This is a genomic window from Stutzerimonas stutzeri (assembly GCF_024448935.1).
In the GTDB taxonomy this organism is placed as follows: Bacteria; Pseudomonadota; Gammaproteobacteria; order Pseudomonadales; family Pseudomonadaceae; genus Stutzerimonas; species Stutzerimonas stutzeri_AO.
In genome coordinates this window covers 1-1043 of record NZ_JAMOIE010000238.1, presented here as the reverse complement: position 1 = coordinate 1043, position 1043 = coordinate 1, and the positions used below count along the sequence as shown (strand labels likewise).

Sequence of the window (1043 nt, the reverse complement as noted above, 5' to 3'; positions counted from 1 at the left end):
TGAAGGCACACATCGGCGTCGACGACGACTCAGGGCTGGTGCACAGCGTGATCGGCACGGCGGCCAACGTCGCTGACGTCACTCAGGTCGACAAATTGCAGCATGGCGAAGAGTCGTATGTCTGCGCGGACGCCGGCTACACCGGTGTTGAAAAGCGCCCCGAGCATGAAGGCCGCGAGGTCATCTGGTCGGTTGCCGCTCGCCGCAGTACCTACAAGCCGCTCGGCAAGCGCAGTCTGCTCGGGCGCGTGATTCGCCAGATTGAGAAGGCCAAGGCCCAGACGCGAGCCAAGGTTGAACATCCGTTCCGGGTGATCAAGTACCAGTTCGGCTACACAAAGGTGCGTTTCCGTGGGCTGGCGAATAACACGGCCCAACTGGTCACCCTGTTTGCCCTGTCGAACCTCTGGATGATGCGGAAACGACTGCTGATGGCAGGCGAGGTGCGTCCGTGATGCGGGCAGTAGCCCACAGGGCGCCCGTGAAGGGCACGGAATAGGGTCGAGAGTGCTGAAATAGCCCGCGACTGACGCAAGAGACCTTCGTTTTTCGGCTTGCCGGGCAGGGCGAAGACGGAAGACGAGGCTATTTCTGTAGTGGTCAAGCCATCCCGGACAGTGGGTTAAGTTTTTTCTCTGCAACGGCGGGCGGGAGTCCGTCGTTGGCCTGATGCGGCCTGAGCCAGTTGTACCGATGCATCAGGTAATGGCTGATGTCGCGCTGCGCCTCTCTGGCAGTCATGTAGCCTGTCGGCGGGATCCACTCAGTTTTCAGGCTGCGAAACAGTCGCTCCATCGGGGCGTTGTCCCAGCAGTTGCCGCGTCGACTCATGCTCTGCCGCATTCGGTAACGCCACAGCCGCTGCCGGAACAAGCGGCTGGCATATTGGCTGCCCTGATCTGAATGGAACATCACCTGCTGCGGCCTTCCGCGCTGCTCGTAGGCCATATCGAGCGCACGGACTGCCAACTCTGCATCCGGCTTGCAGGAGAGCGCCCATCCAATGACTCGGCGAACATGCAGATCCAGGACCACTGCTAGGG

Annotated in this window: 2 protein-coding genes; one reads left to right on the top strand and one right to left on the bottom strand. The window is 61.1% G+C overall.

Annotation, left to right across the window (positions count from 1 at the left end; translation table 11 throughout):
• A partial coding sequence (locus NA637_RS25090; protein WP_256075318.1) for a transposase occupies positions 1 to 455 on the top strand: 455 nt, incomplete at its 5' end.
• Positions 456 to 600: 145 nt separating this feature from the next.
• Here the strand turns inward: NA637_RS25090 and NA637_RS25085 are convergent.
• Positions 601 to 1043: IS3 family transposase (locus NA637_RS25085; protein WP_256075306.1), on the bottom strand; the 443-nt coding region annotated here is incomplete at its 5' end.